The organism is Falsiroseomonas sp. (assembly GCF_030695085.1).
GTDB lineage: Bacteria > Pseudomonadota > Alphaproteobacteria > Acetobacterales > Acetobacteraceae > Falsiroseomonas.
In genome coordinates this window covers 1-26,024 of sequence record NZ_JAUYTS010000025.1, presented here as the reverse complement: position 1 = coordinate 26,024, position 26,024 = coordinate 1, and the positions used below count along the sequence as shown (strand labels likewise).

The 26,024-nt window shown below is 69.8% G+C and carries 31 protein-coding genes; 21 read left to right on the top strand and 10 right to left on the bottom strand.

Annotation, left to right across the window (positions count from 1 at the left end; all coding sequences use genetic code 11):
• Positions 1–286, top strand: a 286-nt coding sequence (locus Q8S40_RS02640) for an HRDC domain-containing protein (protein ID WP_305669189.1), incomplete at its 5' end; no start/stop codon positions are given.
• Between the two features lie 90 nt (positions 287–376).
• On the top strand, positions 377–1,309 hold the full coding sequence (locus Q8S40_RS02635; protein ID WP_305669188.1) for a hypothetical protein: 933 nt from the start codon (positions 377–379) through the stop codon (positions 1,307–1,309).
• Between the two features lie 230 nt (positions 1,310–1,539).
• Here Q8S40_RS02635 and Q8S40_RS02630 read toward each other — a convergent pair whose 3' ends face one another.
• The 6 genes from Q8S40_RS02630 to Q8S40_RS02605 all read right to left on the bottom strand — a co-directional run bounded on the left by Q8S40_RS02630 (position 1,540) and on the right by Q8S40_RS02605 (position 7,467).
• Positions 1,540–2,994: a GntP family permease gene (locus Q8S40_RS02630; protein ID WP_305669187.1), complete on the bottom strand. Its 1,455-nt coding sequence runs from the start codon at positions 2,992–2,994 to the stop codon at positions 1,540–1,542.
• A gap of 4 nt (positions 2,995–2,998) precedes the next feature.
• Positions 2,999–4,018 carry a patatin-like phospholipase family protein gene (locus Q8S40_RS02625; RefSeq protein ID WP_305669186.1) on the bottom strand — a complete coding sequence of 340 codons (1,020 nt, stop codon included), beginning with the start codon at positions 4,016–4,018 and terminating at the stop codon, positions 2,999–3,001.
• Between the two features lie 168 nt (positions 4,019–4,186).
• The gene (flgH, locus tag Q8S40_RS02620) at positions 4,187–4,912 is read right to left on the bottom strand and encodes a flagellar basal body L-ring protein FlgH (RefSeq protein ID WP_305669185.1); all 726 of its coding nucleotides are present in this window, start codon (positions 4,910–4,912) and stop codon (positions 4,187–4,189) included.
• Entirely contained in the window at positions 4,909–5,844 is a 936-nt protein-coding gene (gene flgA, locus Q8S40_RS02615) for a flagellar basal body P-ring formation chaperone FlgA (protein WP_305669184.1), read from the bottom strand. Before flgA ends, flgH begins: the two co-directional genes overlap by 4 nt.
• Before the next feature lie 5 nt (positions 5,845–5,849).
• Complete coding sequence (gene flgG / locus Q8S40_RS02610; RefSeq protein ID WP_305669183.1) at positions 5,850–6,635, bottom strand: flagellar basal-body rod protein FlgG; 786 nt, start codon at positions 6,633–6,635, stop codon at positions 5,850–5,852.
• An 85-nt stretch (positions 6,636–6,720) separates the two neighbouring features.
• Entirely contained in the window at positions 6,721–7,467 is a 747-nt protein-coding gene (locus Q8S40_RS02605) for a flagellar hook basal-body protein (RefSeq protein ID WP_305669182.1), read from the bottom strand.
• Between the two features lie 232 nt (positions 7,468–7,699).
• Between Q8S40_RS02605 and Q8S40_RS02600 the strand changes: the two genes are divergently transcribed.
• The 9 genes from Q8S40_RS02600 (at position 7,700) to speE (ending at position 16,183) form a co-directional block, all read left to right on the top strand.
• The gene (locus Q8S40_RS02600; RefSeq protein WP_305669181.1) at positions 7,700–8,242 is read left to right on the top strand and encodes a flagellar basal body-associated FliL family protein; all 543 of its coding nucleotides are present in this window, start codon (positions 7,700–7,702) and stop codon (positions 8,240–8,242) included.
• A complete protein-coding gene (gene fliM, locus Q8S40_RS02595; protein WP_304811317.1) occupies positions 8,239–9,366 on the top strand; it encodes a flagellar motor switch protein FliM in 1,128 nt (375 codons plus the stop codon). The genes Q8S40_RS02600 and fliM overlap by 4 nt, the downstream gene beginning before the upstream one ends.
• Positions 9,363–9,797 carry a DUF6468 domain-containing protein gene (locus Q8S40_RS02590; protein ID WP_305669180.1) on the top strand — a complete coding sequence of 145 codons (435 nt, stop codon included), beginning with the start codon at positions 9,363–9,365 and terminating at the stop codon, positions 9,795–9,797. The genes fliM and Q8S40_RS02590 overlap by 4 nt, the downstream gene beginning before the upstream one ends.
• Positions 9,797–10,444: a MotE family protein gene (locus Q8S40_RS02585; protein ID WP_305669179.1), complete on the top strand. Its 648-nt coding sequence runs from the start codon at positions 9,797–9,799 to the stop codon at positions 10,442–10,444. Before Q8S40_RS02590 ends, Q8S40_RS02585 begins: the two co-directional genes overlap by 1 nt.
• 39 nt (positions 10,445–10,483) lie before the next feature.
• Positions 10,484–10,870 (top strand): response regulator, encoded by a 387-nt coding sequence (locus tag Q8S40_RS02580; RefSeq protein WP_168052809.1) that lies wholly within the window; start codon positions 10,484–10,486, stop codon positions 10,868–10,870.
• Positions 10,863–11,480: a protein phosphatase CheZ gene (locus Q8S40_RS02575; protein ID WP_304811309.1), complete on the top strand. Its 618-nt coding sequence runs from the start codon at positions 10,863–10,865 to the stop codon at positions 11,478–11,480. Before Q8S40_RS02580 ends, Q8S40_RS02575 begins: the two co-directional genes overlap by 8 nt.
• A 23-nt stretch (positions 11,481–11,503) precedes the next feature.
• Entirely contained in the window at positions 11,504–14,575 is a 3,072-nt protein-coding gene (locus Q8S40_RS02570; protein WP_305669178.1) for a hypothetical protein, read from the top strand.
• Positions 14,576–14,787: 212 nt separating this feature from the next.
• A complete protein-coding gene (gene speD / locus Q8S40_RS02565; protein WP_168034390.1) occupies positions 14,788–15,240 on the top strand; it encodes an adenosylmethionine decarboxylase in 453 nt (150 codons plus the stop codon).
• Between the two features lie 73 nt (positions 15,241–15,313).
• Positions 15,314–16,183, top strand: a complete 870-nt coding sequence (gene speE / locus Q8S40_RS02560) for a polyamine aminopropyltransferase (protein ID WP_305669190.1) — start codon at positions 15,314–15,316, stop codon at positions 16,181–16,183.
• 1 nt (position 16,184) lies between these two features.
• Here the strand turns inward: speE and Q8S40_RS02555 are convergent, their stop codons facing one another.
• The 4 genes from Q8S40_RS02555 to Q8S40_RS02540 all read right to left on the bottom strand — a co-directional run bounded on the left by Q8S40_RS02555 (position 16,185) and on the right by Q8S40_RS02540 (position 19,015).
• Entirely contained in the window at positions 16,185–17,606 is a 1,422-nt protein-coding gene (locus tag Q8S40_RS02555) for a hypothetical protein (protein WP_304809441.1), read from the bottom strand.
• A gap of 93 nt (positions 17,607–17,699) precedes the next feature.
• The gene (gene fliP, locus Q8S40_RS02550; RefSeq protein WP_305669177.1) at positions 17,700–18,422 is read right to left on the bottom strand and encodes a flagellar type III secretion system pore protein FliP; all 723 of its coding nucleotides are present in this window, start codon (positions 18,420–18,422) and stop codon (positions 17,700–17,702) included.
• Positions 18,419–18,718, bottom strand: a complete 300-nt coding sequence (locus Q8S40_RS02545; protein ID WP_304809446.1) for a flagellar biosynthetic protein FliO — start codon at positions 18,716–18,718, stop codon at positions 18,419–18,421. Before Q8S40_RS02545 ends, fliP begins: the two co-directional genes overlap by 4 nt.
• 45 nt (positions 18,719–18,763) lie before the next feature.
• A complete protein-coding gene (locus Q8S40_RS02540) occupies positions 18,764–19,015 on the bottom strand; it encodes a hypothetical protein (protein WP_304809448.1) in 252 nt (83 codons plus the stop codon).
• Positions 19,016–19,122: 107 nt separating this feature from the next.
• Here Q8S40_RS02540 and Q8S40_RS02535 point away from each other — a divergent pair, with 107 nt between their 5' ends.
• The 10 genes from Q8S40_RS02535 to Q8S40_RS02490 form a co-directional block, all read left to right on the top strand.
• A complete protein-coding gene (locus Q8S40_RS02535; protein ID WP_305669176.1) occupies positions 19,123–19,545 on the top strand; it encodes a flagellar basal body protein in 423 nt (140 codons plus the stop codon).
• Positions 19,546–19,571: 26 nt separating this feature from the next.
• Positions 19,572–19,979 carry a flagellar basal body rod protein FlgC gene (gene flgC / locus Q8S40_RS02530; protein ID WP_304809451.1) on the top strand — a complete coding sequence of 136 codons (408 nt, stop codon included), beginning with the start codon at positions 19,572–19,574 and terminating at the stop codon, positions 19,977–19,979.
• Positions 19,979–20,287, top strand: a complete 309-nt coding sequence (locus tag Q8S40_RS02525; protein WP_304809453.1) for a flagellar hook-basal body complex protein FliE — start codon at positions 19,979–19,981, stop codon at positions 20,285–20,287. The genes flgC and Q8S40_RS02525 overlap by 1 nt, the downstream gene beginning before the upstream one ends.
• Before the next feature lie 60 nt (positions 20,288–20,347).
• Positions 20,348–20,623 (top strand): flagellar biosynthetic protein FliQ, encoded by a 276-nt coding sequence (locus Q8S40_RS02520; RefSeq protein ID WP_304809455.1) that lies wholly within the window; start codon positions 20,348–20,350, stop codon positions 20,621–20,623.
• The gene (locus tag Q8S40_RS02515; protein WP_305669175.1) at positions 20,620–21,402 is read left to right on the top strand and encodes a flagellar biosynthetic protein FliR; all 783 of its coding nucleotides are present in this window, start codon (positions 20,620–20,622) and stop codon (positions 21,400–21,402) included. The genes Q8S40_RS02520 and Q8S40_RS02515 overlap by 4 nt, the downstream gene beginning before the upstream one ends.
• A 3-nt stretch (positions 21,403–21,405) precedes the next feature.
• Positions 21,406–22,470 carry a flagellar biosynthesis protein FlhB gene (locus tag Q8S40_RS02510; protein WP_304809459.1) on the top strand — a complete coding sequence of 355 codons (1,065 nt, stop codon included), beginning with the start codon at positions 21,406–21,408 and terminating at the stop codon, positions 22,468–22,470.
• 31 nt (positions 22,471–22,501) lie between these two features.
• Entirely contained in the window at positions 22,502–24,130 is a 1,629-nt protein-coding gene (locus Q8S40_RS02505; RefSeq protein ID WP_305669174.1) for an ATP-binding protein, read from the top strand.
• Positions 24,131–24,306: 176 nt separating this feature from the next.
• Positions 24,307–25,341: a recombinase RecA gene (recA, locus tag Q8S40_RS02500; RefSeq protein WP_304809462.1), complete on the top strand. Its 1,035-nt coding sequence runs from the start codon at positions 24,307–24,309 to the stop codon at positions 25,339–25,341.
• Between the two features lie 60 nt (positions 25,342–25,401).
• Positions 25,402–25,680, top strand: coding sequence for a PepSY domain-containing protein (locus Q8S40_RS02495; RefSeq protein ID WP_304809464.1), 279 nt, complete (start codon positions 25,402–25,404; stop codon positions 25,678–25,680).
• Positions 25,681–25,774: 94 nt separating this feature from the next.
• On the top strand, positions 25,775–26,024 hold a 250-nt coding region (locus Q8S40_RS02490; RefSeq protein ID WP_305669173.1), incomplete at its 3' end, for an alanine--tRNA ligase-related protein.

The following is a 26,024-nucleotide window of genomic DNA, read 5'->3' as shown; positions in this document are numbered from 1 at the left end:
GGTGCAGGCCAGCGCCGCCCCCGCGCGCAACGGCCGCAGCAGCGGCGGCGGTGGCAGCGCTGCGCCGGTGGGCGACGCGGTGTTCGAGGCGCTGCGCGACTGGCGGCGGGGGGAGGCGCAGAGCCATTCCGTGCCGGCCTATGTCATCTTCCAGGACAAGACGCTGGCGGTGTTTGCGGCCGGGCGGCCGCGGAGCCTGGACCAGCTCGGCGGGATTGCGGGGGTGGGGCGGACCAAGCTGGACCGGTATGGGGATGCGGTGCTGCGGGTGTTGGCGGGGGTTTGAGGGGAGGGGGGCGTGGGCCTGGCGAAGTGGTTTGATGGCTAGCTTTAGCAGACGTCAGCGTGATCCTGTAACGTTTCGGATTGACAAGACATGAAGCCGGCATCGAGATCAGCGTCAGTTAATGAAGTTATCTGGATAAGGTCGCTTTACGAAAGTGAGTGTGGTCTTTCAAATCGAATTATCGAAGACCTTGATTTATTCTTTAGCGGGATAAATTGTCGGTTCCTCCAATTTGAACCTAAAAACGCAGATGCGCTACTTCAATACCTCGACGATCTTGTAATCCGTGCGCAGCAGGGAGCCAAACCAGTCCTTCATCTTGATACGCATGGAGATGCCAAAGATGGATTACTGATCGCCGCATCGAAAGAATTCATCGGCTGGGCGCGGATTGTTGATAGTTTCAGACAAATAAATGTCCCAGCAAGCAACAATCTTATCGTTATTTCAGGGGCATGTTTTAGTGCGCATTTGCTTTTGGATCTGGATTTTTTCCAACCATCCCCATTTTTTGCGCTCTATGCGCCCGAAAAATCAATTAATGCGGGGTTTCTAGAAGACAATCTTCGACGATTCTATAGTGAGCTGTTTGGCACCGCTAGTTTAGATGCCGCTTTGACTCATCTCAATCCGGACATTGCCCTTTATTCTAGTCAAAATCTCTTATTTCGCCTTCTTGTTGGATACGTGAAGAATTTTTGTCTTGGAAAGGGGGGTGAGAGGCGCCTTGAAAAATTACTAACTGAAGCGAAAGAAGCAGTTCGTGGATCTGGGCAGCCTTTAAGCCATTGGCGAGCGTTTGCTAAAAGAGGTATTGAGCCTACCGCGCAATTAATCTACAAAGCCGAAAATGAATTTTTGATTGGTAAGTCTTCGGGGTTTACCATTGATGACGTAGTTAAGGCGGCGCAGGAATCTCTTTTCGAAGACCAGAGGCGACTGGCAGAAAATCGTCGACGTGAAAAAAATCAGAAGAAGGCGGCTCGTCGCACATCACGCTCTCGGCGAGATTCAGGAGGGTAACCTCTTGATGGATGGCAGCGCAGCGTTCGAATCATAAGTCGCGAAGGCTTGTGTAGCATAGCTTTTAGAACAGGCTGAGCGTTCAACTAATACCTAACTGAAAGCTCGGTGCGCTGCTTGGTCCGCCTTGCAATGCGCGCCATCGCCAGCCGGTTATACTTACCGTGTTGTCGCTGGCAAGATTCAGGGAAGGCGGTGCCGCCGGGCGCTCGCCAGCGTGTGCCGCCCCATCAAAACGACCCCACCAAACTCCCCAACCCAATCACCACCCCCAGCGCCAGCAGCGCCCCCACAATGCACACCACCACAATGTCCAGATAACTCTGCTTGTGCGTGGTGCCGCACACCGCCAGCAGCGTCACCACCGCGCCATTATGCGGCAGGCTGTCCAGCGTGCCGGCGCCGATCACCGCCACGCGGTGCATCAGCCCGGGGTCCAGGCCGGTCGCGGCCGCCAGTTCCATATAGGTCGGGCCGAGCGCCTGCAGCGCGATGGTCAGGCCGCCGGAGGCGGAGCCGGTCAGCGCCGCCAGCACATTGGTCGCGACCGCCAGCGAAACCAGCGGCCCGCCGCCGATGCCGAGCACCCAGTCCCGCACCCCGGCGAAGGCGGGCAGGGCGGCGACCACCGCGCCAAAGCCCACCAGGCTGGCCACCGCGAACACCGGCAGCACGGCCGCATTGGCGCCCGCATCCATGCTGGCCCGCACCGATGGCAGGCGCCGCCCGTTCAGCGCCAGCAGCACCAGAATGGCGGCGGCCAGCGCGGTCGCCACGGACCACACGCCGGCCACGGCGGACAGGCTGGTGCCGCCCCAGCGCGGCTCCGCCAGGAAGCCGGCATCCAGCCGCGGCAGTATTAGCGCCGTCATCATCAGGTTCACGCCCACCACCACCAACAGCGGCAGCGCCGCCAGCAGCACGGGCGGCCCCTCCTGCGTCGCGGCGGAGCGGCGGATCTCGGCGGGGTCGAATTCGCGCGCGACGGTGGCACGCTCCCGCACCAGCGGGTCGTCGGCGGCGGCCTGCACCGGGGCAGGGGTGGCGTCGCCAAAACCCTCGCCGGCGGCCCGCGCCCGCGCCTCCTGCCGGGCCAGCCACCACAGGCCGAAGCCGAGCATGACGGCGGTCGCGACCAGCCCCAGCCCCGGCGCCGCGAAGGGCGTGGTGGCGAAGAAGGGCATCGGGATGGCGTTCTGGATGGAAGGCGTGCCCGGCATGGCGGACATGGTGAAGGTGGTGGTGCCGAGCGCGATCGCCGCCGGCATCAATCGTCGCGGAATCCCGGCCTCCCGGAACAGCGCCTGCGCCATGGGGGCGAGGACGAAGAAGGCGACGAACAGGCTGACGCCGCCATAGGTCACCGCAGCCCCCGCCAGCACCACGGCCAGCATGGCGCGCTGCGTGCCCAGCGCGCCTGTCATCCAGCGCGCGATGGAGCTGACGCAGCCGCTATCCTCCATCAGCTTGCCGAACAGCGCGCCGAGCAGGAACAGCGGGAAGAACTGCGCGATGAAGCGCGCGGCGCTGCCCATGAAGGTCTGCGTCCAATGCGCCAGCAGCGGTTCCTGCGCGAAGGCGGCGGCCAGCAGCGCGGCGGCGGGCGCCAGCAGCAGGACGGACCAGCCCCGATAGGCCAGCCAGACCAGCAGCGAGAGGCCGAGCAGGATTCCGAACAGCCCCATCGCCTCAGATCTCGTCCGCCAGCTGGTCGATCGGCAGCGTGGAACGGTGGCCGAGATCGGCGCCATGGGCCGCCAGGAAACGCTCCGCCGCCTCACGCCCCCGGTCGCGCAACATGCTGAGGAATTCCCACTCCGCATTCAGCTTGGAGGAGGAGCCGAGCTCCGCCATCAGCTCATTCGGCACGGCATGCACGCGCATCTGCGCCCAGAGCGCGCCCTCGCATTCCCCGGGGTTCGCCACCTGGCGGAGCAGGGCGATCATCCGCAGCTCCTTCAGCAGCACGGAATTGAAGGAGATCTCGTTAAGCCGGTTCAGGATCTCGCGCGCGGAGGTTGGCGTGTCCGGCCGCTCCACGGGGTTGATCGGCACCAGGACGGTATCGCGGGACTGGCATTCGCGGACCAGCGGCGTGATGCTCGGATTGCCCGAATAGCCGCCATCCCAATAGGCCTCGCCATCGATCTCGACGGCCTGGAACATGGTGGGCAGGCAGGCCGAGGCGAGCAAAGCCTGCGGTGTCAGGTCGGCATTGCGGAAGATGCGGCCGCGCCCGGTGCGAACGCTGGTGGCGGTGACGAAAAGCCGGATCGGGCCGCCGCGCAGCCGTTCGAAATCCACGCTTTCCTCCAGCACCGCGGTCAGCGGGTTGGTCGCGTAGGGGCCGAGGATGTAGGGCGAGACCAGCCGGGCGGCGAGGTCCATGGCGACATAGGTGGGCGAGTAGTCCAGCGTCCAGCGCCCGGCCAGCCGGTCCATCGGGGTGCGGCGGAAGGGGCTGAAGGCGGCGGCGCGGGAGACGCGGTGCCAGAAGCCGGCCAGCGCCTCGCGCGCCCCCTCTCGCCCGCCGGCCGCCCAGCCATCGGCCAGCACGGCGGCATTCATGGCGCCGGCGGAGGTGCCGGAGATGCCGTCGATCCCGATCCATTCCTCCTCGAGCAGGCGATCGAGCACCCCCCAGGTGAAGGCACCATGCGAGCCGCCGCCCTGGAGGGCGAGGTCGATCAGGACTGGGTCTCGGGTCATGCGGGGCCTCCACGGTGTCGGGCGGTCCCGGCCGGCGCATTGCGCCTGGCATAGCGCGCCCGGTCGTGCCGGACGACGCGCGATGACACCCGTTTGTTGTGGACGCTTCCCCGTGAGGCTTTTAGCAACGGCGCGAAAGATGGCCAATAGATAACAGAAAGTTCATCTCTAGAATGGCAGCACGATGTCCAGCAATTGCTGCCCGTATCGCGGCGCCTGCACATCGGACAGCGTGCCCCGGCCGCCATAGGCAATCCGCGCTTCCGCCAGCCGGTCATGCTTCACCGTATTGTCGCTCGCGATATCCTGCGGCCGGATCACGCCGGTCACCTGCAATTCGCGCAGCTCGTGGTTCACCCGCACCTGCTGCCGCCCGGCCACCACCAGGTTTCCGTTCGGCAGGGTCTGCGTCACGGTCGCCGCCAGACGGAGCGTCACCGTCTCGTTCCGCCGCAGCGTGCCGACGCCGCTGGTGGTCTGGCTGCCACTGGTCTGCACCAGGGCGGAGGGATCGATGCTGTTGGGCAGTAGCCGGGTGAGGGAGCTTTCCAGGCCGAGCAGGCGCGGAATGCCCATCCTATCCGTCCCCTCCCGCTCCCGCGCCGTCGTGTTCTGCAACTGCGCGGTGTCCTGGATGCTGACCAGCACGGTGATCAGGTCGCCCACGGCGGCGGCGCGCTGGTCGCGCAGGAAGGTGCGGCTGCCCGGGCGCCACAGGCTGTTGCCGCCATGCGTCGGCACCTGCGCGGCCGGCATCGGCATGCTCACCGGCTGGTAGCCGGGCGCGGCGGTGGGGCTGGTGACCGGGGCGAGGGCCGGCGGGCGGCCCACCTCGGACAGGCGCTCACAGGCACCCAGCGCCAGGGACAGCGCCAGCAACGGAACGTATTTCATCGGCGGGCCTCCACGCGGACGCGGCCGGGGCCGATGGCGCGGGCCTCCACCACGATCCGGCTGCTGAGATTCATCACCGGCAGCATGGCGCCGCGCGCCGCCCCTTCCATGGCGCGGCCCGTCGCGGTGACGGACAGGCCGGGGGTTTCGTATTGCATGGTCACGGTGCTGCCGCGCTCCACCACCAGCGGCTCGGCCAGGTTCGCCATCAGCAGCGGCTGGCCTGCGGCGGCCGGGCGGCGCAACGCCTGGCCAACCGCCTGCTCCACGCTGTCCGCGGCCCCGGCCCGTACCCGGTTGGCGGGCATGCGCGCCAGCCGCACATCCTCGGCCCGCACCACATCCCCCACCGCCAATTGCCGCACCGCCAGCACCACCGGCAGCGTGGTCACGGCACGGCCGGCGAGGCGGATGCGCTGGGCCGCCATACCCTCGGCCGTGATGGCCAGCCCGGCGGCGAAGCGCTGGGTGTGCGCGTCGTAGGTCACCTGTTCCACCATGATCTGCGGGAAGGCGGCGGGCGGCACCAAAGGCGGGTGGAAGGCCTGCAATTCCAGATCCGTATCATCCTCAACCCCGCGCGGGCGCAGCGCGTCCCGCAGCGCCTCCAGCACCTCCTCCCGCCCCAAAGCGCGGCCGGGGCGGTCCAGCACCACGCGTTCGGCGCCGCCGGAGGGGTTCCACTCCACGCCGTTGCGGCGCGCGATGGCGAAAAGCTGCGGTGCCTCCACCACCAGGCGCTGCCCGGGCGCGGGCGCCGGGCCGAGTGGCGTGGCGCCACGCTCGCCCAGCCCATCGAACAGATCCTCCAGCCGCACCACCGCATCCTCCAGCGTGACGAAGGGGCGCAGCGTCGGGGCTTCGGTGGCGGCGGCGCCGGTGGCCTGGGCTGTGGAGGCAAGGCCCAGCAGGACCAGCAGGAGAAAGCGCATGACGATCACCGCAGGCGCGACAGGGTGGAGAGCATTTCGTCGCTGGCCGTGATGACCTTGCTGTTCATCTCATAGGCCCGCTGCGCGGTGATCAGGTTGGTGATTTCCTGCACCACATTGACGTTGGAATTCTCGACAAAGCCCTGCAGCACCTGGCCGAAGCCCACGGCCCCCGGTGCGGCCTGCTGCGCGTCGCCGGAACTCGGGGTGGCGAGCATCAAGTTGCCGCCGATCGCCTCCAGCCCGGTTTCATTGGCGAAGATGGCGAGCTGGATCTGCCCGACATTCTGCAACTCCACCTGGCCATCCAGCTTGGCCAGCACCTCACCCGTCGCATTGATAGTAATATCGCGCGCCGCCGCCGGCACGGCGATGCCGGGCTGCACCACGAAGCCATCGGCGGTGACGATCACACCCTCCGGCGACAGGGCGAAGGTGCCGTCGCGGGTATAGGCGATCTCGCCGGTGGGCAGGTTGACCTGGAAATAGCCATTGCCGCGGATGGCCAGGTCGAAGCGGTTCTCGGTCTGCGACAGGCTGCCCTGTTCGGAAATGCGATAGACCGCCCCTGTCCGCACACCGAGGCCGACCTGCGTGCCGGCGGGCAGGATGTTGCCCGCATCGGCAGTCTGGCTGCCGACGCGGCGCAGGTTCTGGTAGATCAGGTCCTGGAATTCCGCGCGTCGGCGCTTGTAGCCGGTGGTGCTCATATTCGCGATGTTGTTCGAGATGACCTCGACGTTCGTCTGCTGGGCCATCATGCCCGTGCCGGCGATGTGCAGGCTCCGCATGGCCTAAACTCCCCTCGCCGTCGCCGGCACTGCTTTGCTCAATGTCCGGCCGGCGATGTGCAGGCTGCGCATGGTCTAGTCTCCCCTACCGGCGCCGCAGGATTCGATCGACGGCGGAGCCGAGGCGCTCGCCCTCCTTCTCCGCCATCTGCGCGACGAACTGGAATTCGCGCAGCTCCTCCGTCATGCGGGTGATCTCGATGACCGGGCGGACATTGCTGCCCTCCACCGCGCCCTGGACCACGCCGGGGCGTTCCACCGGCTCGGCCTGCATCGCCTCCGGCGCGGCGAAAAGCCGATCGCCCTCGGCGTTCAGCTGCTGCCGGTCGGCGAAGCGGACCACGCGGAAGCGGCCGACCGGGCCATTCTCCGTGCGCAGCGTGCCGTCGCCCATCACCTCGATGCGGCTGTCGCCCTGCGCCACCTGCATCGGCTGGCCCTGGGCATTCAGCACCCGGTTGCCTTCGACATCGACCACACGGCCTTCGCCATCCAGGCTGAAGCGGCCGGCGCGGGTGAAACGCTCGCCGCGCGGGGTCTGCACCGCGAAGAAGCCATCCGGGTCGGCCAGCGCCAGGTCCAGCGGGTTGCCGGTGGTGGCCAGGGGGCCGGGCATGGTGTCGCGCCAGGTGGCGCGGTCCTGCGCGAAGGCCAGGTCGCGACCGCCAAAGGGCACCTGCGCGTCCATCTGCCGCTCCAGCACCGTGCCGAACAGCGGGCGTGCCGCGCGGAAGCCGGGCGTGTCCGCATTGGCGATGTTGTTGGCGGTAACCGCGCTGGCGCGGGTCTGCGCCACCAGGCGGGACAGAACGATGTAGCCGGGGCTGTCCATGGGGTTTCTCTCGGGCTCCGCTTCTGTGGCGGGCACCGCAAGGCGCGTGCCAGCCATCCGGCCCCGGGGCTGGCACCGGGTCCTGCAGCTTCTGCCGGGGGAGGGGCAGGTTTGGCCGGTGCCCGGCAAGCTTGCGCCAACGGTCTCCGGCGCAAGGCTTCCTTAAGCGGTGCGCGTCATTCTGCCCGGCAGCGGGCCTCACCCCGCCGGAACGAAAGGGGCGATCGGAAGCATGGCGGCGGCAGCGGCAGCCAAGACGGATGCGGCGGCGGGGGCGGAAGCCCCGCCGGCGAAGGGCGGTGGCAGGAAGAAGCTGCTGCTGATCCTGTTGCCCGTGCTGCTGCTGGTGGGCGGCGGCGCCGGGCTGTGGTTCACCGGAATCCTGCCCGGCCTTCTCGGCATGGGGCCACCGCCGGTGACGGAGGAAGCCGCGGCGGCCGAAGCCGAACCCGCGCCGCCGCCGCGCAGCCCGCCCGCCTTCGTCGAATTGCCGGAGATCATCTCCAACCTCAACGCCCCCGGCCGCCGCCCGGTCTTCGTGCGCCTTCGCGCCAAGCTGGAGATCAGCCGGGCGGAGGATGCCGCCGCGGTGACGGAGGCGATGCCCCGGCTGCTCGATCTGTTCCAGACCTATCTGCGTGAGGTGCGGCCGGATGAGCTGCGCGGCAGCGCCGGCACCCACCGGCTGCGCGAGGAACTGATCGCCCGCGCCAGCCTGGCCGCCGCACCGGCCCGCGTCACCGACGTGCTGTTCATGGAATTCCTGGTGCAATGAGCGGCCAGGGGGAAAATCCGCAAGGCCAGGGCAGCGCGGAGGAGGACGAGCTCGCCGCCGCCTGGGGTGCCTCGGTCGAGGCCGATGGCGCCGCCGCGCCCGACCCCTTCGATGATGTGGAAGCGGCACCGGCGGCGGATGCCGCGCGGGTGCTCAACCAGGCCGAGATCGACAGCCTGCTGGGCTTCGACAATGGCCCGGCCGGCGACAGTGGCGAAAGCGGGATCGAGCGGATCATCTCCGCCGGCCTCATCGCCTATGAACGCCTGCCGATGCTGGAGATCGTGTTCGACCGGCTGGTGCGGCTGATGTCCACCACGCTGCGGAACTTCACCTCCGACAATGTGGAAATCTCGATCGACGCGATGACCTCGCTGCGCTTCGGCGACTATCTGAACTCCATCCCGCTGCCCGCCATGCTGGCGGTGTTCAAGGCGGAGGAGTGGGACAATTACGGGCTTGTCGTGGTGGACAGCAGCCTGATCTATTCCATCGTGGACGTGCTGCTCGGCGGCCGTCGCGGCACCGCGGCCATGCGGATCGAGGGCCGCCCCTACACCACCATCGAGCGCACGCTGGTGGAGCGGCTGATCACGGTGGTGCTGGGCGATCTGCGCGCGGCGTTCGAGCCTCTATGCCCGGTGACCTTCCGCTTCGAACGGCTGGAGGTGAACCCGCGCTTCGCCGCGATCTCCCGCCTGTCCAACGCCACCGTGCTGTCCCGCCTGCGGGTGGATATGGAGGATCGCGGCGGGCGCATCGAGATCATGTTGCCCTATGCGACGCTGGAGCCGGTGCGCGAATTGCTGCTGCAGCAATTCATGGGCGAACGCTTCGGCCGCGACAGCATCTGGGAAACCCATCTGGCGGAGGAACTGCGCCAGACGGAGGTCTCGCTGGATGTGGTGCTGGATGAGCAGACGATGCTGCTGTCGCAGGTGCTGCGGCTGAATGTCGGCGATCGCATCACCCTGTCCTCGCCCCCCGGCGCGCCGGTGCGGCTGCGCTGCGGCGATGTCGCGCTGTTTGCCGGCCAGCTCGGGCGGCGGGAGAACCGGCTGGCGGTGCGCATCGACAGCGGGCGGGAGATTCCCTCCGAAGCGGCGATGAGGCAGATCACATGAGCACCCTGGAATGGATCGCCCAGGCGGCGCTGCTGCTGCTGCTGGCGCTCGCTGTGCCCTTTGCCTGGCGGCTGGAGCGGCAGATCAGCGCCTTGCGGCGTGAGGGGGCGGCGCTGGAGGCCGGCGCCGCCGGCATCGCCGCCGCCAGCGAGGCGGCCGAGGGCACGCTGGCCCGGCTGCGCGCCACTGCCGAACAGGCGGGGCGGAACGTCGCCGAACGGGTGGCGGTGGCGGAGCCGCTGCGCGAGGATCTGCGCTTCCTGACCGAGCGCGCCGAACAGCTCGCTGACCGGCTGGATGGCCTGGTCCGACAGGCGCGTCCCGCCTCGGCCTTCGACAGCACCGTGGAAAGCACCGCACCGCCCTCTGGTCCTTCGCCGCGCAGCGAGGCGGAACGCGAATTGCTGCGCGCCCTGCGGGGCGGCCGCTGATGCGCCGTCTTCGCATCCCTGCCTTTCGGCTGCGCCGCCTGCGCCTGCTGCCGCTGGCCTTCGGCGTCATGGCCTTGCTGGCGGCCGCCAAGATCGAGCGCATGATCCGCGCCGGTGAGCCGATGCTGCCGATGATCACCGCGGCCCGCGCCGCGGACCCGGCACCCGCTGGGTCCCCGCCCACCAGCCCGCCCACCAGCCCGCCGGCGACGGCGCCCGAGCCCAGCGCGGAACAGGCGGCGGAACGCGCCGTGCTGGAATCCCTGCGCGCCCGCCGTGCCGCGATCGAGGCCCGTGAAGCCCAGGCCGTGGCGCGGGAGACGATGGTCGCCGCCGCGGAACGCCGCCTGGCGCAGCGGGTGGAGGAGCTGGTGGCGCTGCAACGGCGGCTGGAGACGCTGGAGGCGGATCGCGCGGCGCGCGAGGAGGCCGGGCTGCGCGGCCTGGTGAAGCTTTATGAAGGCATGCGTCCGCGCGATGCGGCGCTGATCTTCAACGAACTCGAAATGCCCGTGCTGGTCCAGATCATGGACCAGATGCGCGAAGCGAAGGCCGCACCCGTGATGGGGGCGATGCTCCCCGAACGGGCGAGGTCGCTGACGGCGGAGCTGGCGCGCCTGCGCGCGGCCCGCATTTCGGCACAGTGATTGGCGCCAGGATGGCGATGTGAGGATAACAGGGGCGCGATGCTGATGGACAAGAACACGTCTGTTCTGATTGTTGACGACTACAAGACCATGCTGCGGATCATCCGCAACCTGCTGAAGCAGCTCGACTTCGAGAATGTCGAGGAAGCGACGGATGGAGCGGAGGCGCTGGCCAAGATGCGCGCCGGCAATTTCGGCCTGGTGATCAGCGACTGGAACATGGCGCCGATGACCGGGCTCGATTTGCTGAAGGAGGTTCGCGCCGATGCGCGGCTGAAATCCACCCCCTTCATCATGATCACGGCCGAGAGCAAGACGGAGAACGTGGTCGCCGCCAAGGCCGCCGGCGTGTCCAACTACATCGTGAAGCCGTTCAACGCCGAGACGCTGCGCGGCAAGATCGAGAAGGTGATGGCGAATGCCTGACGGGATCGCCCCATCCGGGGCCGAGCTTCCACCGGAAGGCGAACGCATCGAATCCGCGGTGCGCGCCGTGCTGGGCACCATGTCCGGCGACCTTTCGGTGGTCGAAGCCTCGCTGCTGGCCGAGCTTGAAGGGCTCGGCCGCACCGTGGCGCGCGCCAAGCAGGAAATCGCCTCGCTTCGCGTCGATGACATCACCCTCAGCCACATCCCCTCCGCGACGGATGAGCTGGATGCCATCGTCGGCCATACGGCGCAGGCGACGAATGAGATCCTGGATGTGTGCGAAACGCTGGAAGGCGTTGCCACCCGCGTCGGCGGGGTGGAGGCGGAGGCGCTGGCCTCCGCCGTCACGCGCATCTACGAGGCCTGCAGCTTCCAGGACATCACCGGCCAGCGCATCGGCAAGGTGGTGACGGCGCTGAAGGCGATCGAGGCGCGGGTGGACCAGGTTGTCTCCCGCTTCGGTGGCGCGGGCGGCGCGCCGGACCACCCGGCGCCGCCGGTGGACCCCGATGAGACCGAAGGCCGCCGCCTGGCCAATGGACCGCAGCTTCCCGGTGCCGGCGTCAGCCAGGCGGATATCGACAAGCTGATGGCGGATTTCGACTGATGGCCGGACCGGGAAGGACGCGAATGCGCGGCCCGCGCGGCCTTTCCGGTGCGGCCGCGCTGGTGCTGGGGGCGCTGCTGGCGGGCCCGGTCCAGGCGCAGGACAGGGTGGGCGTCCGCGTTGGCGACCATCCCAGCTTTGGCCGGGTTGTTTTCGACTGGCCCGGCAATGTCGGCTACCGCGTCGAGGAATCCGCAGGCCGCGTCGTGCTGCACTTCGCCAGCCCCGCCGCCTTCGACCTGACCACGCTGCGCCGCCCGCCCCGCAACGTGCTGGGCGTGACCACGGCAGCGGACAGCGCCGAGATCCGCCTGGCCCCAGGCGCCACGATGCGGCATTTCCGCCTCGGCAATCGCGTGGTGGTGGATGTGCTGGATGCCGGGCGCACCGAATTCGGCGCCCCGGGCGGAAGGCCCGAACCCGCGCCACGCTCGGCACCGCAGGCCGCGCCGCGCCCGGCTGCGGCGGTGGAGGGCCGCGCGCAGGCAGGCGCCCCGTCCCAGTCCTTGCGGTCCCCATCCCTGCCGTCCCAGTCGGGGCCGTCCCAGTCGGGGCCGTCCCAGGTTGCCCCGTCCCAGGCCGTTCCAACCAGGGCGGCGCCATCGCCAGCCCGTGCAAGCCCTTCCGTCGGCTCGCCCTTCCAGCCGGCCACACCGCCGCCGGCCGAGGCCCCGGTCATCGTCGCCGCCGCGCCGCTCGCGCCCGTGCAGGCGGAGCCGCGGCCCATCGCGGCAGTCCAGCCGGCGCCGCCACCGGCAGCCTCGCCCGCATCGGCACGCATTGTGGCGGCCCCGACCCCCGCCACCACCCTGCCGCCGGCCGAAAGCCAGCGCCCAATCATGGTCCGGCTTCAGCCCGGCCCGGTGATCAGCATTGCCGCCCCGGCGCAGGTCGGCGCGGCGCTGTTCCGGCGCGGCGGCATCTGGATGCTGGTGCTGGATGCGCCGCTGCCGCTGGACCTCGCCGCGCTGCGCGGCAACCCGGCGCTCGCCGCGGCCGAGGCCTCCACCGGGCCGGAGGCGACGACGCTGCGCCTGCCCGCCGCCAGCCTGCCCACGCCCCGCCTGCGACGGGACGGCACCGCCTGGGTGCTGGACCAGCCCGCCGGGGAGGCCGGGTTGCGCGGCATCCTGCCCGAGATCGAGGCCGGCCCGCCCGCCCGGCTGCTGCTGCGCGCCGAACAGGCCGGCGGCAACGTCTCCGTCCTCGATCCCGAGACCGGGACCGCGCTGCTGGTCGGCACCGTGCGCGGCGGGGCGGAGGCGGTGACCCATGGGCGCCGTGCTGCCCTGTTCGAATTGCTGCCGACGCGCCTCGGCGCCGTGATCCTGCCGCGCGCCGATACGGTGACGCTGCGCGCGCTGCCCGGACGCTTCCTGGCCGGTGCCGCGGCGGGGGCGGAACTGGCGCTCGGCCCGGATATGCCCGCCGCCGCCGCCGCCGCGATGTCCATGACGCGCAGCTTCGACCTGCCGGCGGAGTCGCTGGCCGGGCTGCAGGAACGTGTCCGCAACGCCACCAGCGCGGTGGCCGCCGCGGCGCCGCTCAGCCGCGGTGCGCCGCGCCTGCAGGTGGCGGAGGGGCTGCTGGCGCTCGGACTGCCGCAGGAAGCCCAGGCGATGGTGATGCTGGCGCTGCGGGAGGACCCGGTCCTCGCCGAGCAGCCGCGTGCGCGCGCCCTGCACGGTGCCACGGCGCTGCTGGGTGGCAGGCTCGCGGAAGCTGTCGGCCTGGATCACCCCGGCCTGCCGCAGACCGATGAGATCGCGCTGTGGCGTGGGTTGCTGGCCGCGGCGCGGGGGCAGGAGGCCGCTCCGGCGGTCGCCGCTGGCCTGCCGCTGCTGCTGTCCTACCCGGCGCCGCTCCAGGCTCGCCTTGCGCCGCTGGCGGCGGAAGCCCTGGCCGCGGGCGGGGAGGCGGAAGCGGCGCGACGCCTGCTCGCCAGCCGCGACCAGAGTGACCCGTCCCTGGCGCTCGCGCTGGCCCGCGTGCTGGAGGCGGAAGGCGCGGTGGAGCCGGCGCTGGCCGCGTATGACGCGCTGAGTCGCGGCCGCGACCGCCGGGCGCGCGCCATTGCGATGCGGCGCGCGGCGGAACTACGGCTGGCAAAGGGCCTGCTCGATGCCGCCGGCGCCGCGGCGGCGCTGGAGGCGACGCTCGCCGCCTGGCGCGGCGATGCGCTGGAGACGGAGGGCCGTTCCCGCCTGGCGGAGCTGCGCATGCTGGCCGGCGATGCGCGCGGTGCCTTCGACCTGCTGCGGGAAACCGCGGCGATGTTCCCCGATCTCGCGCCCGGGCTGCGGACGCGCCAGGTGGAGGCGCTGCTGGGCGCGCTGGATCGTTCGCCACCGCTGGCGGCCGTCGTGCTGTACGACGCCCATGCCGATATGCTGCCGCCCGGCGAGGCGACGGAACAGGCGCTTGGCTCGCTCGCCGAACGCCTCGCGGCGTTGGATTTGCTGGACCGCGCCAGCCATGTGCTGCGCGGCGCGGTGCAGCGCGCCCCGGATGCGGAGGCCAGGGGCCGCATCGGGGCACGCCTCGCCGGGCTCGCCTTGGGTGCCGGCGATGCAGGTGGCGCGTTGAAGGCGCTGGAGGAAACCGACGGAATGCGGCTTTCCACCGATCTCACCCGGTCCCGGCTGCTGCTGAAGGCGCGCGCCCAGGCGCGGGCCGGGAAGGCGGATGAGGCGGTGGCCAGCTACCGCGAGGCCGGGCCGGCGGCGGCGGCCGAACTCGCCGTGCTGCTGGAGGAAAAGCAGGATTGGGCGGGCGCGGCGGCGGCGCTGCGCCAGCACCTGGCCAGCGTTGCGCCGCGCGCGCCGGCCCCGCTGGAGGAGGCACACAAGCCGATCGTGGCGCGCATCGCGGCGCTGCTGACTCTGGCGGGCGACGAATCCGGGCTGTCGGAACTGCGCGCGGAAGAACAGGCGCGGATGTCCGACGGCCCCCTCTCCGGCACCTTCGACCTGCTGACGGCGGATCGGGTGGCGGGGCTGGCGGACCTGCCGCGGCTCCGGCAGGAACTGGATGTCGCGCGCAGGCTGCCCGGCAGACTGGACGGGTTGCGGGCCGAGACCCCCATCACAAGGTGATTTTCGTGCGCCCCCCCGGGGGACGCAGGCAAAGCAGCCGGTCCCCCCCGGGGGGGGACCCACTTTTTTTGCGGCCTCGGGTCCCGAATTCACTTGCACCCCCCCCCGGTTTGCCGCATACCCCGCCGCCTTGACCCGATCTGCTTTGACCAGCCGCATTCCCGCGGCGAGCGATCATCCCGGTCATCTGCTGGCTGGAAGGAGCCCTGAACATGGAAGCTCTCGTCCAACTGGGGATGGTCTCGGATCTCCCGAGCGACGCCCAGAATGATGAGAACCGCTCGGCGGAAACGAAGGACTACTTTGTCCATCGCAACGGCGTGCGTTATGCGGGAACGCATCTGATCATCGACCTGTGGGGGGCGACGAATCTCGACGACCCCGACCATATCGACGCGGTGCTGCGCGAGGGTGCGCTGGCAACCGGCGCCACCATCCTGCACGGCCATTTCCACCACTTCTCTCCGAATGGTGGCGTGTCCGGCGTGCTGGTGCTGGCCGAGAGCCATGTGTCGATCCACACCTGGCCGGAGCGCGACTATGCCGCGCTCGACATCTTCGTCTGCGGCGAATGCGACCCCTACAAGGCGCTGCCGGCGCTGAAGAAGGGCTTCCTGGCGGAGCGCGTGCAGCTTGCCGAGCATAAGCGCGGCCTGATCGGCTGAACCCGGCCGACAGGCCGGTGGGATATGGGGCGGGCCGCAGGGTCCGCCCTTTTTTGCGCGCATGGGGTTGATGATGACGACCGAGACCTGGGTGAACGAGACGCTCTATGCGGAATGGGGCCAGCGCTTCCTGGTGAAGCGGGAACTGGCCCATGTGAAGTCCGACTTCCAGGACATCCGCATCTTCGAAAGCCATCTGCATGGCCGCGTCATGCTGCTGGATGGCGTGGTGCAGATCACGGAGGCGGATGAGTTCGTCTATCAGGAAATGCTCGCCCATGTGCCGCTGCTGGCGCATGGCGCGGCGAAGCGCGTGCTGATCATCGGCGCCGGCGATGGCGGCGTGCTGCGCCGGGTTCTCCAGCACCGCACGGTGGAGAAGGCCGTGATGGTGGAGATCGATGGCGAGGTGATCCGCCTGGCGAAGGAGCATCTGCCCGCGATCGGCGGCGATGCCTGGACCGACCCGCGCGCCACCGTCATCGTCGGCGATGGCATCGACCATGTCCGCACCGCGGAGGCCGGCAGCTACGACGTGATCATCGTCGACAGCACGGACCCGATCGGCGTCGGCGAGGTGCTTTTCACCGATGATTTCTACGCAAACTGTTCCCGAATTCTGACGGATCGGGGGTTGGTCGTGAACCAGTGCGGCGTGCCCTTCATGCAGGCGGAGGAACTGCGCGAGACCTCCCTGCGCCGCGCGAAGTTCTTCCCCGATGTCTTCGCCTATGTCGCCGCCGTGCCGACCTATGTCGGCGGCTTCATGACGCTGGGCTGGGCGGCGAAGGATGCCGGCTGCCGCCAGGTGGATCTTTCCGAGATTCGCCGCCGCGCGGATGTGGCCGGGGTGCTGGACACCACGCGCTACTGGACGCCGGAAATTCACCTCGGCGCCTTCAACCTGCCGCCCTATATCGGCATGCATCTGCCGCGCGGCTGAACTACGGCTCCACCAGCGGCGGCACGCGGTCGCCCGGCTGCAGGCCATGCAGCCGGCGCTCGCAGAAACGCTCCCCGAATACGTCGCGGAGCGAGGAGGCGATGGCGCTGCGCGCCGTCTCGAATTCCTTGCGTGCCGCGGCGTCCCCGGCATCGGCCAGCGCGCGCGCCTCGGCGGAGCGGATGGTGGCGATCTCCTCATTCAGCCGCTTGGCGGAATCCCGGGGCAGGGCGCGACCGGCGACATAGACCGCCTGGCTGATGCCGATCAGCGTAATCAGCTGGTCCGGCAGGGTGAAATTCTCCAGGTCGCCGGTGCCGCTGACCACCAGGGCGATGGCGGCGAAGATGCTGAACAGCAGCGCCTGCACCCGTGTCACGTCGATCTCGCCATCGGATTCCAGCAGATCGGTCCAGCGTGGCAGCCGCGGCGTCGGGTCCAGCAGGCCGGTGCCGAGCAGCCAGAGGCGGTTCGCCGTGTGCATCACGGACCCCTCCGTCAGCCGCGCCAGGGTGGACCCGGTCAGCGTCACGCCCAGCAGCGTGAGCACGGAGGTCGACAGGTTCGGCATTTCCCCCGTGCGCCCCATCACATAGGCATAGACGCCGGCCAGGACGAGGGTGAACAGCAGCACCTGGAAGCGCGACAGGCTGCAATAACCGAAGCTGTCCTGCGCGATCACGGTCGGCCGCAGCGCATAGGCGAAGGCGCCGGGCGCACCCTGCCCGAGCAAGCGGCGGCTGTGCTCATATTGCCGCGCGTGGATCTGCGAAGCCGCGAAGGCCAGCGCCAGATAGGCGACCAGCACGGTCAGCAACCCCGCCGCGGTGGACAGGCGGAGCGTGGAGACGAAAAGCGGCTGGCGCGCATAGACCCGAAGCTCCCGCCCATTGGCGCGCAGCGGGCTGGCATCCGCCTGCGTCGGGTCCAGGCAGAGGAACAGCACCACCTGCCAGGAAGATGGCCACCAGCCACGCTCGATCGCGGGGAACAGGGCGGAGACGGTGGTTTCCTCGTCATCCGGGGACGGCGGCAGCACCGTGCCGCGCTGAAGGTGACGCTCCCGCAGATCAACCGGGGAGATACCATCGGGGTAGATCACTGCCTCGAAGAAGGCGTTGCGCCATTCCGGCGGTGTCAGCCATGGCGGCCTGGCCACGGTGATCTCCAGCGTCGGCACCGCCTTGGCGGTCTGCCGCACCGGCCGCAGCGGCAGCGAGGGTGCGCTGGTGTTCAAGTGGCGGGCCACATCCTCCATCACCATGAAGCCGGAGCCGACGCGCCACGGCTCATCCCGCGACAGGGGCGGGCTGCACTGGATGGCGCGGGATTGCGACTGCGCGTGGCCGGGCGCGGCCCAGAGCAACACGGGGGAGGCCCCGAGCAGGCTCAGCAGCAGCATGGCGATGAAACCGCGCAACATGGCCCGTCCCCGCAACCCCGGGGTGACGGTGCGGCCGCGGCCGCAACCTGCGCAACAGCTTTTCGGTTTCGCCCGTTTCAGCCGGAAAGCGGCTCAGCTCGGGGCAAAACCCTGCACCAGGCTGCCCGCGATCAGCCGCCAGCCATCCACCAGCACGAAGAAGGCCAGCTTGAAGGGCAGCGCCACGATGGTCGGCGGCAGCATCATCATGCCCAGCGACATCAGCAGGCTGGCGGCGACCAGGTCGATCACCAGGAAGGGCAGGAAGACCAGGAAGCCGATCTCGAAGGCGCGGCGCAATTCGCTGACCATGAAGGCGGGCGTCAGCACGCGCCACGGCGCCTGCGCGGCATCCGCCATCGGCAGGTTGGCCAGATCCAGGAACAGCGCCAGGTCGGAATCGCGCACCTGGGCCGCCATGAAGCGGCGGAACGGCTCGGCGGCGGCCTGAAGCCCCTCCAGCTCCCCGATCGTGCCGGCGGCCATCGGGCGCAGCCCCTGTTCCCAGGATTGCATCAGGGCGGGCTCCATGACGAACAGCGTCAGGAACAGCGCCAGGCCGATCAGCACCGGATTGGGCGGGATGGAGGGTGCGCCGATGGCGCTGCGCAGCAGGGCCAGGACAATGACGATGCGGGCGAAGGCCGTCATCATCACGATCAGCGAGGGCGCGAGTGAGAGCAGCCCGATCAGCGCGGTGAACTGGATCAGCCGCGCGGTGGTGCCGGATTGCCCGGCGCCGAGATCGAGGCTGAGGCTCTGGCCGATCGCCACACCGGGCAACAGCACCAGCAGCAGGGCCAAAAGCCGCGTCATCCTCCGGCCTCCCGCAGCGCGGCGGGCGGCGGACCCTCCGGCGGCAGCCAGCCGAGCGACAGGTCCTGCGCACCGCCGGTCACCAGCAGCAGGCGGCGATCGTCGCAGCGCAGCAGCAGCAGGCGGCGGCGGCCGTCCAGCTGCAGGCTTTCCTCGATGGACAGGCGGCGGCCGATCCTTTGGCCGATGCCGGCCGCCCGCGCCGCGCGCCCGGCCAGCAGCAGCGCCGCCAGCACCGCCAGCAGGGCGGCGGCGGCGGTCAATCCGGCGGTGATGAGGCTGGCGGTCTCGGTCATCCTGTCCCCCGCGCACCGCTTTTTGCGGCCCGCTCAACACATGCTTCAGCCGAGGGCCACCTGAGCGGTCAGGTCGTTCACCTGGCGCAGCAGCGCCTCCAGCGCCGGGCGCAGCAGGCGGGCTTCCTCCACACCCAGCGCCAGCACCGCGGCGCAAAGTGCGGTGGCGTCGCGATCCAGCCCTTCGAGGTCCACCCGCCGCCCGGCTTCCACCAGCGCGCGTGCAACCAGCACGGTGCCGCCCATCGATTCGATGGCGGCGTGGACGGCCTCGGCGTGGGTGGTGGTATGGGGCACCGCGGCACTCTGGCAGGCCGGGATGAAGGATTCCTCAACGGCGCGCGGCCGACGCCATGGCTGCCACGGAAACCCTTCCTTCATGTCCTGCGGGCCAGATTGGGCGCATGGAAGCCCTGACTCCCACCCCTGGCCGCTCCGCCGCCCGCGCCGCCGGGCCGCTCGACCTTGCCGCCAGGCGGGTGAACTGGCTCGACCGCCGGCAGGCGGTGCTGGCGCGCAACATCGCCAATGCCGATACGCCGAATTACCGGCCGCATGATCTGCTGCCCTTCGCGCGGCACCTGACGGCGGCGCTGCCGCCCGACATCGCGCGCACCGCGCCCGCGCATCTGGCGCCCCGCGGCGGCAACCGCGGCGCGGCGCCGGAGGACCGGCTGGTGGCGGAGGCGGTGCCGGATGGCAATGCCGTGTCGCTGGACCGCGAGGCGGTGCGGATTGCGGAGACGGATACGGCCCATGCGCTCGCCATGGCCGTGCATCGCAGCTTCATGGGCATGTTCCGCCTGGCACTTGGCCGTCAGGGCTGAGTCCGGCGTCTGGAGGAGGACAGGATATGGATCTCGATCGGGCGCTGCGCATTTCCGCTGCCGGCATGGCGGCGCAATCCACCCGGCTGCGGGTGGTGGCGGAGAACCTCGCCAACCGGGACAGCACGGGCGAAACCGCGGGGGCGGACCCGTATCGCCGCCGCACCGTCAGCTTCGCCAACCGGCTCGACCGGTCCCTGGGGGCGGAGGTTGTGGGCGTGTCGCGCATCGGCACCGCACCGGGCGAATTCCCGACGCGCTTCGACCCGGCGCACCCGGCCGCCGATGAGCGCGGCTACGTCAAGACGCCGAACGTGAACAGCGTGGTGGAGGTGATGGACATGCGGGAGGCGCAGCGCAGCTACAGCGCCAACCTCTCGGTGCTCGAGACCACCCGAGGCATGCTGACCCGCGCCATCGAGGCGCTGCGCTGATGGCAATCGGGGCGGCGCAGGCGGCGGCGGCCTATGCCTCGGCCGGCACCGGGCGGCCCCTCGCGATCGACACCGAGGCGGCAGGCGGCGGGGCCGGCTTCGGCGCGGCGCTGAACCGGGCGATGGAAGCCGGCGTGCAACTCGGCCGCAACGCCGATGCGGCCTCGACCCAGGCGCTGATGGGTCAGGGCAGCGTCTCCGACGCCGTGCTCAGCATCTCCCGCGCCGAGCTCGCCCTGCAGACCGCCGTGACCCTGCGTGACCGCGTGGTGGCGGCGTACCAGGAAGTCATGCGGATGCCGATCTGAGGCGCTGCGCCATCACCATGACGCGCCCCCGGGCGTGACGGCTTGGCCAGGAGGGCCGCGATGTCTGAACAGGCCATGGGCCAGGCGCTGCGGGAAGCGCTGTGGGTCGCGACCCAGGTGATGGGGCCGCCCTTGCTGGCGGTGCTGGCGATCGGGCTGGTGGTCTCGCTCGTGCAGGCGCTGACCCAGATCCAGGAGGCGACGCTCGCCTTCGTGCCGAAGCTGGTGATGGGCGGCGCGCTGATGCTGCTGCTCGGCCCCTTCACCGCCCAGGTGATGACCAGCTGGACCGAGGCGCTGTTCGACCGGATGATCCAGATCGGCGGCGCGCCGTGAACGACAGCGACCTTCTGCTGCTGCAATCCTTGCCCGGCCTGGCGTTCCAGGCGGTTCTCGTCTTCGCCCGGCTCGGCGCCGCGGTGCTGCTGCTGCCCGGGCTGGGGGAGCAGGAGGTGCCGGCGCCGATCCGGCTCGGCCTGGGCCTGCTGCTGGTGGCGCTGCTGTTCCCCGTGATCTCGCCCGGCCTGCCGCCGGCGCCGGAGGATGCGGCGGAGGCGGTGCGGCTGATCGCGATCGAGATCGTGCTGGGGCTGTGGATCGGCACGCTGGCGCGGCTGGCGCTGACCGCCTTCGCCATGGCGGGCCAGGCGATCTCGGCGCTGATCGGGCTTGGCGGGTTGCTGGTGATGGACCAGACGCTGGGCGCACAGGCCACGGCGCTGGGGCGCGCGCTCGGGCTGCTGGCGGTGGTGCTGGTGCTGTCGACCGGGTTGTACGCCTGGCCGCTGCGGGCGCTGGTGGACAGCTACGCGGTGCTGCCGGCGGGCAACCCGTTTCCGGCCGGCATGGCGGCGGAGGTGGTGGCCCAGGCGGGGGCGGAAAGTCTTTCGCTGGCCCTGCGGCTGGCCGCGCCCTTCGTCATCGGCGCCGTGGTGCTGAACGTGGCGCTCGGCCTGCTGGCGCGCCTCGCGCCGCAGGTGCAGACCTTCTTCGTCGCGGTACCGGGACAGATCCTGGCCGGGCTGGCGCTGCTCGGCCTGCTGGCGCCGCCGATGATTGCCGCCTTCGCCGAGGCGCTGCGCGCCAGTTTTGCCACCCTGCCAGGGCTGCGCTGAGCCATGGCCGAGGGCGGCGAGGGCGCTGATGCCGCCGACAAGACAGAGGCCGCCACACCCAGGCGGATCGAGAAGTCGCGGCAGGATGGCCAGGTCGCCATGTCGAAGGAGGCGGTGGGCTGGGCGGCGTTGGCCGCCGCCACGCTGGCCGCGACCTTCGCCCTGCCTGTCACCGGCACCGAGATGTTGCGGGCGATGCGCGCCACGCTGGAACGCGCCCATGCGCTGGCAATGATGGATACCGCGCGGCTGCTGTTCGGACAGGGGCTGATGGCGCTGCTGCCGGTGGCGCTGGCCGCGGCGCTGGCCGCGGTGGCGGCGACCCTGGCCCAGACCGGCGGGCTGGTCTCGGCCAAGAACATGATCCCACGGCTTTCCAAGATCAGCCCCTGGGCCGGGCTGAAGCGGATGGTGGCGCCGGAGGCGGGCATGGAATTCCTCCGCAACCTGGTGAAGCTGGCGCTGGTCGGCGCGGCGCTGTGGTTCGCGCTGGGTGATCTGCGAGAGGTCCAGGCCGCGTTGCACCAGGCCCCCGGCGGCCTGCCCGCCATTGCCGGCGCCGCCGCATCGCGGCTGATGCTGGCAGCGCTGGTGGCCTTTGCGGGTATCGCGGTGCTGGACCTGATGTGGGTGCGCTACCGGCACGCCATCCGGCTGCGGATGAGCCGGCAGGATCTGCGGGAAGAAGCCAAGGAATCGGAAGGCGACCCGACGATGAAGGCCCGCCGCCGGCAGATCCGCCAGTCGCAGGGCCGGCAGCGGATGATGGCCGCGGTGCCGCGCGCCGCCGTGGTGGTCACCAACCCCACCCACTACGCCGTGGCACTCGCCTATGGCGGCGACAGCGCCGCGCCGAAGGTGGTCGCCAAGGGGGTGGACGCCATGGCGGCGCGGATCCGGGAAGCGGCGCAGCAGGCCGGCGTGCCGCTGGTGGCCAACCCGCCGCTGGCCCGCGCCCTGTGGCGATTGGAACTGGAGGCGGAGATTCCGCCGGACCACTACCAGGCTGTCGCAGAAATCATCGCTTACGTCTGGCGCCAGCGTGGCGTCGCGGCGCGTCATAGTTGATAGTGGGGCGAACAATGCGCGTGATAACTGCATGGACGCCCAGAAGCCGGCGCCTTCCGCCGCCGGGTCCGAGGATGGTGGCATGAGCGAGGCGCGACGCGGGTTGCAGGCGCTGCTTCGGCGCGCCTTGCTGCCGGGGCCGGATCCGCTGGTGCAGGCGGTGATGGAGGCGGCCGGCAATGGGCTGGCGCTGCTGGATGCCGAGGATCGGCTGACCTCCTGGAACAGCGATTTCGCCGGTCTCTGCGGTCCTATGCTGCCGCCGCGGGCGGGCCTCACGCTGCGCCAGCTTCTGGCACCGGAGGGGCGGGAGGAAACCCTGGTGGCGCTGGCGGCCGGGCAGCGGCGGGTGGTGGCGCTGGCCGGGGACGGGGCGCCGCGGCTGGAGGCGCAACGCTGCCCCCTGGCGACCGGGGACCGGCTGACCGCGCTGCGGCTGACCCGTATGTCGACGCGCCCGCCGGAACAGCAGGCCGCCGCCGCCCGGCTTCAGGCGGTGGGCGCGCTGGCCGGGGGAATTGCCCATGATTTCAACAACCTGCTGACCGCCATCGCCGGCAGCGCGGAGGCCGCGCTGACCCGCACGCCGGAGGGCAGCGCAGCCCCGGAGCTGCGCCAGGTGATGGAAAGCGCCGGTCGCGGCGCGGCGCTGGTGCGCCAGCTTCTGGCCTTCGCCCGGCAACAGGCGCTGCGGCCGCGGGTCGTGGACCTCAACGCGGCCGTCGCATCCATGGGCGAATTGCTGAAGCGCCTGCTGGGCAGCCGGGTGCGGCTCGCCCTGACGCTGGAGGAGCCCTCCCGCCGCGTGCGGATCGACCCGACGCAGCTCGACCAGGTCATCATGAACCTGGCGCTGAATGCGCGGGATGCGATGCCGGAAGGCGGTGCGCTGCGGATCGGCACCAGCCATGCCGTGGTGCTGCGGCCGGAGCCGCTGGGCAGCGAAACCCTGCCGGCCGGGCGCTACGCGCTGCTGGAAGTGGCCGATAGCGGCGCCGGCATCCCGGAGGATGTGCTGCCGCGCATCTTCGACCCCTTCTTCACCACGCGCCGGGAACAGGGTGGCACCGGGCTCGGCCTGTCCACCGTGCATGGCATCGTCAAGCAATCCGGCGGCTTCATCTCCGTGGACAGCCGGAAGGGGGAGGGCACGCGCTTCCGCATCTGGCTGCCTCGGCATGAGGGGCCGGCCGACCCGCCGGTGGTGACCACGATGATGGTGGCGCCGCCCAGCCCGCCCTTGCCCGCCCCGCCGCTTCCCGCGCCGGCCAGCTACGGCAGCGCACCGATCCTGCTGGTGGAGGATGAGGTGCCGCTGCTGCGGCTGGCGGAACGCGCCATCCGCCGCGCCGGCTTCGAGGTGATGAGCGCCGGCTGCGCCGAGGAGGCGCTGGAGATGCTGGAGCGTGGCGCGCCGACCCCGCTGGCCCTGGTCTCCGACGTGGTGATGCCGGGAATGGATGGGCTGGAACTGGTGGCACGGCTGCGGACAAGCTGGCCGGACCTGCCGGTGCTGCTGGTCTCCGGCTATGCGGAGGCGGCGCTGGGGCGGGACCTGACGGCGGAACGGATTCGGCTGCTGGCCAAGCCCTACAGCCTGGGGGCGCTGGTGGCCGAGCTGAGGGGCATCCTGCCGGTGGATAAGCTAAAAGTTTCCTAAATGTTCTTGTCGGGATCGCTGTTCCGCGCGATATTCCGCTCAGCAGGCTGGGGTGCCCGCGGCGACGCCTGAGGGCGCCACGCAGGGTTTTTCCAGCCAGGGGATTGACCGGTGGGTGGTAGACCTGCCTCAATTTCGCCCATAGGTTGAGACCGGATTTCGGGAGAGCGAGCCGCATGGACAAGACCAAGGCTCTGGATGCCGCGCTGAGCCAGATCGAACGCGCCTTCGGCAAGGGCTCGATCATGCGGATGGGCAACAAGGCCGCGACGGATGAGGTGGAGGTGATCTCCACCGGGTCGCTCGGGCTCGACCTGGCGCTCGGCATCGGTGGCGTGCCGAAGGGGCGGATCATCGAGGTGTATGGCCCGGAAAGCTCCGGCAAGACCACGCTGGCGCTGCACATGATCGCGGAAGCGCAGAAGAAGGGCGGCACCTGCGCCTTCATCGACGCGGAACACGCGCTGGACCCGGGCTATGCCAAGAAGCTCGGCGTGGATATCGAGAATCTGCTGATCAGCCAGCCGGATGCCGGCGAGCAGGCGCTTGAGATCTGCGACACGCTGGTGCGTTCCGGCGCCATTGACGTGCTGGTGGTGGACAGTGTCGCCGCGCTGGTGCCGCGGGCGGAGCTGGAGGGCGAGATGGGTGATACCCATGTCGGCCTGCATGCCCGCCTGATGTCCCAGGCGCTGCGCAAGCTGACCGGCAGCGTCTCCCGCTCCAACACCCTGCTGGTCTTCCTGAACCAGATCCGCCTGAAGATCGGCGTGATGTTCGGCAATCCGGAGACCACCACGGGCGGCAATGCGCTGAAATTCTACGCCTCCATCCGCCTGGAGATCCGCCGGATCGGCGCCATCAAGGACCGCGATACCACGACGGGCAACCAGACCCGGGTGAAGGTGGTGAAGAACAAGATGGCGCCGCCGTTCCGGCAGATCGAATTCGACATCATGTATGGCGAAGGCATCTCCAAGGTCGGCGAGTTGATCGACCTCGGCGTGAAGGCGGGCATCGTCGAGAAATCGGGCGCCTGGTTCAGCTGCGACAGCCAGCGCATCGGCCAGGGACGGGAGAATGCCAAGCAGTTCATGCGCGACAATCCTGCCATGGCCGACAGTGTGGAAAAGCGAATCCGCGACCAGGCGGCCGGTCTCGCCAATGCGATGCTGGCGGGCGAGGGGGATGAAGCGGCGGCCGCCGAATAGACGGAACCTTTACGCTGTCAGGCGTTGGATGGCGGCACCGTAACTGAGACCGGAGGTCCCATGGTCCGTCTTCCGCTTGCCGGCATCGCCGCCGCCCTTCTGTTCGCCGCACCGGCCTTCGCGCAATCCCCGACGCAGGTCACCCCCGGCCGTTGCGCCGGGGAGGTCGACATCACCCGCGCCATCGAGATCGCGCGCGGCGCAGGCATCGTCCGCGTCGATCAGGCGGAGTGCGATGACGGGCGGTGGGAGGTCGAGGGTCGCGACGCCCAGAACCGGAAGATCGAAGTGGATGTGGACCCGCGCGATGGCCGAGTGGTGAAGGTCGAGCGCGACTGAGGCGGGACGGCGGGGCGGCCGCGCGCACGCCCCGCTTCCGGTTTGGCTGATTCTGCTCTAACGATCGCGGCCCCTTGCGAGACATGCCGAGACCATGAGCAGCAGCAACGATATCCGCGCCACTTTCCTCGACTATTTCCGGCGCAACGGACACGAAGTGGTGGAAAGCTCCCCCCTCGTACCGCGCAACGACCCGACGCTGATGTTCGCCAACAGCGGCATGGTCCAGTTCAAGAATGTCTTCACGGGCCAGGAAAAGCGTGGCTACCAGCGGGCGACCACGGCGCAGAAATGCGTGCGGGCGGGCGGCAAGCACAACGACCTGGACAATGTCGGCTATACCG